The sequence below is a fragment of the Bacteroidales bacterium genome (genome assembly GCA_012517825.1).
Lineage (GTDB): Bacteria > Bacteroidota > Bacteroidia > Bacteroidales > JAAYUG01 > JAAYUG01.
In genome coordinates this window covers 1-4,618 of the sequence record JAAYUG010000069.1, presented here as the reverse complement: position 1 = coordinate 4,618, position 4,618 = coordinate 1, and the positions used below count along the sequence as shown (strand labels likewise).

The window sequence follows — 4,618 nt, the reverse complement described above, 5'->3', positions numbered from 1 at the left end:
TAACCCAACAACTCATGAACACCTTTTATAAATACTGGCTTCAGCTGGGCGATAAGCGCCAGGCCTTCCAGAAAGCCCAGCTCGACGTCAAAAAATCCCACCCCGAACCCTTCTACTGGGGAGCCTTTGTTATGATCGGAAGCTGAATATTAATATGACAGGCGTTTGGCGCCGCGGCGCCAAACGCCTGTCATATTAGACTTTTTCAAATTTCCTATAAAAATATACCTTTGCACAAAAACCATACCTCCCCGATGAAACGCATTCTTTTCCTTTTACCTCTCCTTCTGCTTATATCCTGCAATCCCTACAAAAAGGTTGTTTACCTCCGCAACATCGAACAGAAAGATACCCTCTGGCCCCGCACCATGGCCGACTACCGCCTCCAGCCCGCCGACATTCTCTACGTACGCATCGTCTCCCCCAATCCCGAGATCAACTCCATGTACAACCCCATTTTCGGCAGCAGCACCATGAACATGTCCTACATCACCCAGGGCGGGATGTACCTTTTCGGATACACCGTTTCCGACTCAGGATACGTGCAGATACCCTTCCTGGGAAAGATTCCCGTTGCCGGAAAGACCCTGCCCGAGGCAGAAATAGCCATCCAGCAGGCGGCCGACCAGTACCTGAAGAATGCCGTTGTAATTGCCCGCCTGGCGGAATTCCGCTATGCTGTTCTGGGGGAAGTGATTCAGCCCGGAAGCAAATTTTATCCCGGTGCCCGGCTTACCATTTTCCAGGCCATTGCCTCGGCCGGTGATGTAACCTACAGCGGCCGGCGCAGGGATGTGGTCATCATCCGGCAGGAAGAAAACGGCACCCGCACCATCAAGGTCGATCTTACCGATCCTTCCCTTGTCACCTCAGAAGCATACTATATTATGCCCAATGATATTATTTACGTAAAGCCCAATTTCCTGAGAGCCGTCCGTGTCAATATTTCCGACTACCTCCTCCTGGTCGGCTCCGTCACCTCCACCCTCACCGCCCTCCTCCTCATCCTCCGGCTCTGATCCCTCCCCGGCCTTCTGTCAAACAGAAATTTTCTTCAGCAAAACGAAAAATTTCGTTTTTCGACATCCCCACAGTCAAAGTTGCATAAAAATAATTTTTGAGTAATTTTATTGCTCAAAAATTTTTTTGATGCTCGACACACTCATCACCTCCAAAACCCGTCTGCGCCTGCTGATTAAGTTCTTCCTGAACAGCAGTACCACCTCCTATTTGCGCGACCTCGAAAGCGAGTTTGGCGAGTCCTCCAACGCCATCCGCCTCGAACTCAACCGCCTCGAGCAGGCCGGCATGCTCACCTCCGAAACCCGCGGCAACAAAAAATATTTCCGTGCCAACGCCTCCCACCCCATGTTCTCCGACCTCCAGAACATCCTGCGCAAATACACGGGCATCGACGAAGTAGTGGAGCGGGTTGTGCGCAAGCTCGGCAATGTGGAAAGCGCCTGGCTCACCGGCAGTATGGCCCGGGGCATTGATGAAGGCATCATCGACATCATGCTCGTAAGCGATCAGCTCGATAGCACCTACCTCGCCTCCCTCACCGAAAGGGCCGAACAGCTCATCAACCGCAAAATCCGCTACCTCGTGCTCACCTCCGCCGAAGCACCGGCTTTTTTCTCCCGGGAAGAACCCTGCGTTCTCCTCTGGGGAAACGAAGATAAATAACCCGGCTTCTGCCGGAAACACAACATGTTCCACCACCCGCCCGTTACCCCCCTATGGGAGTGACCGGGCGAAGCTGTGAACAATGATACCTTGTATCCCCCTCCTTGATCCCGAACGAAAATAAATTAAATCACCAATCAAAATTCACAACTCACAAATCACAAATAACAAACCACAGAGCGCAGAGCTCAACGCCCAAATCAAAAATCTAAAATCACAAATCACAACCCACAAATCACAAATACCAAACCACAAAACCCTGGTCACAATGCCCAATTCAAAAACAGCAGAAGAAGAACGAAATATTTGTGATTCGAGATTTGTGATTTCTGATTTCTGATTCTTTTGATCCCGAACGAAAACAAATTAAATCTCAAATCTAAAATCACAACCCACAAAACCCAAATCGAACTTAAACACCCGAAACGCTGGAACACTGGAACCCTGAAACGCTGGAACACTGGAACATTGGAACCCTGGAACTTTGGATCCTCATTATTGGGAAATCGGAAATCTTTGAAAATTTCCTATTTCCAATTTCCAATTTCCTTTACGAGATCACGCTATGAAAACCAGAACACATTAATCGGAAATGGGAAATCGGAAATTTCGTTATCGGAAATCCCTGAAAATTTCCTATTTCCAATTTCCAATTTCCTGTCCTTGATCACGCTATGAAAACCAAAACACGTTAATTGGAAATGGGAAATGGGAAATCGGAAATTTCGTTATCGGAAATCCTTGGAACTCTGGAACTTTGAAACCCTGGAACCTTCGAACCCGTTCCTTCATCCCCTGCGGGGAAAAGACCTGTTTTGGATCGCCACATCTCTAGCCCTTAGCTAAATTCAACACGCTGTAAATTGCAAGAATAAGAAAGCAAAATACATCTGGATATTGGAAATTGTTTATTACATTTGTGTATAGTCTAAAATGACCGATAAAATATGAAAAACAGCGAAGCCAGAAGGATCATAAAACTGTTTGATGATGCAATTGCAAGTAAGCGTTCAAAAAAAGAAGCTTTTGAAATCTTCAGAGATGCAGGTATAATAACTAAAAAAGGGAATTTAAAAGCACCGTATAAAGACATTTATATTCCCTCTGAAAAATAACAACGATGTATTCTACAAGATCCAATCTGATCTTGGGCTTTCATGGTTGCGAATTAACTGAACAAAAAAAACTTATTGATGATCCTTCTTACGTGAGACTAAGCAAGAATTCGTATGATTGGTTGGGTCATGGAATGTACTTCTGGGAAAACAATCCGGAGAGGGCTTTGTTATGGGCTGAGCAGAAAAAGAAGGCAGGTACTCTTAAAGAACCTGCAGTTGTAGGAGCTGTTCTTAGCCTGGGAAAATGCCTTGATCTGCTTGATTCAGCTTATATCGATCTGTTAAAAAAATCATATCAGCTCTTTAAGATTGACGCAGAAAAACTTGATAAACCGATTCCTAAAAACGTCAATCACCCGTCTGATGCGGGAAAAGACAGAGTTCTGAGGTATCTTGATTGTGCAGTTATTGAATATACACATAGTTTTCTTAAATCGCAAAAAGAAGTTCCTTTTGATTCAGTAAGAGCGGCTTTTATTGAAGGAGAACCGATATATCCCGGAGCTGGCTTTAATGAAAAAACCCATATACAAATATGCATCATAAATTCAAATTGTATTAAAGGTTTTTTTAAACCACGGATAAAACATGAATGATAAACAAGCAATTCCGAAGCATTCAAAATAAAAAGCAGTTTTAAGAAGCATTCAAAATAAAAAACGGTTTTAACTTGTACTGAAGACTAACCCGGAAATCCTTGAAACCCTGCAACACTGGAACACTGAAACACTGAAACCCTGGAACATTGGAACCATGGAACATTGGAACTCTGGAACATTGGAACTCTGGAACCTAATTAGTAGATAATCGAAAATCCCTGAAAATTTCCTATTTCCAATTTCCAATTTCCTGTCCTTGATCACGCTATGAAAACCATAACACGTTAATTGGAAATAGGAAATGGGAAATCGGAAATTTCGTTATCGGAAATCCTTGGAACTTTGGAACATTGGAACACTGGAACACTGGAACAATAAAACTAACCCCACAGCCAATGTCCTCTTCCCCCTCATTAAAACAACTTAAAAAACGCCTGGCAGAGCTGGAGCGTTTGCTTGAGCAGAAGCAAATCGAAATGGAATTCTATAAAAAGATGATCGATCTGGCCGAAGAACATTATGGAATGGAAATAAAAGAAATGAAAAAGGGTTCTTCTAACCAGCAAGATAATGGAAATAAGAAATAGTTAGAAATTTCCAATTTCCTCTACGTGATCACGCTATGAAAACCATAACACATTAATTGGAAATGGGAAATGGGAAATCTCTGAAAATTTCCTATTTCCAATTTCCAATTTCCTGTCCTTGATCACGCTATGAAAACCATAACACGTTAATTGGAAATAGGAAATGGGAAATCGGAAATTTCGTTATCGGAAATCCCTGAAAATTTCCTATTTCCAATTTCCAATTTCCTCTACGAGATCACGCTATGAAAACCATAACACGTTAATTGGAAATAGGAAATCGGAAATCGGAAATCCATGGAACTCTGGAACCTCCTCTCACATACTAAAAAACTCAATGAGGATTATTTTTTGTAATTATATTTACAATATATTATTTTTTTGCTAAAGTTGTAATTGTATTTTAATCATGTCGTTCCCGGTAATACCAGAACATCTTATTGAAAGGGAAACGTATACCACACGTATAGCACCATTTATGGGGAAGAATGTTGTTAAGGTGATTACCGGACAGCGCAGAACAGGAAAAAGCTACATTCTTTACCAGATAATGGCCCGCATCCGGCAGGAAGACCACGGAGCTCAGATCATATACGTCAACAAGGAAGATACTGCGTTTGACAGCATC

Annotated in this window: 7 protein-coding genes; all 7 read left to right on the top strand. The window is 43.0% G+C overall.

The window, feature by feature from the left end; all coding sequences use genetic code 11:
- A partial coding sequence (locus GX419_04625) for a CHAT domain-containing protein (GenBank protein ID NLI23974.1) occupies positions 1-146 on the top strand: 146 nt, incomplete at its 5' end.
- 108 nt (positions 147-254) lie between these two features.
- Complete coding sequence (locus tag GX419_04620; GenBank protein NLI23973.1) at positions 255-1,019, top strand: sugar transporter; 765 nt, start codon at positions 255-257, stop codon at positions 1,017-1,019.
- A 130-nt stretch (positions 1,020-1,149) separates the two neighbouring features.
- A complete protein-coding gene (locus tag GX419_04615; GenBank protein ID NLI23972.1) occupies positions 1,150-1,686 on the top strand; it encodes an ArsR family transcriptional regulator in 537 nt (178 codons plus the stop codon).
- A gap of 947 nt (positions 1,687-2,633) precedes the next feature.
- A complete protein-coding gene (locus GX419_04610) occupies positions 2,634-2,801 on the top strand; it encodes a hypothetical protein (protein NLI23971.1) in 168 nt (55 codons plus the stop codon).
- Positions 2,802-2,806: 5 nt separating this feature from the next.
- Positions 2,807-3,400 carry a hypothetical protein gene (locus GX419_04605; GenBank protein NLI23970.1) on the top strand — a complete coding sequence of 198 codons (594 nt, stop codon included), beginning with the start codon at positions 2,807-2,809 and terminating at the stop codon, positions 3,398-3,400.
- Positions 3,401-3,753: 353 nt separating this feature from the next.
- Positions 3,754-3,990 (top strand): hypothetical protein, encoded by a 237-nt coding sequence (locus GX419_04600; protein ID NLI23969.1) that lies wholly within the window; start codon positions 3,754-3,756, stop codon positions 3,988-3,990.
- 409 nt (positions 3,991-4,399) lie between these two features.
- A partial coding sequence (locus tag GX419_04595; GenBank protein ID NLI23968.1) for an AAA family ATPase occupies positions 4,400-4,618 on the top strand: 219 nt, incomplete at its 3' end.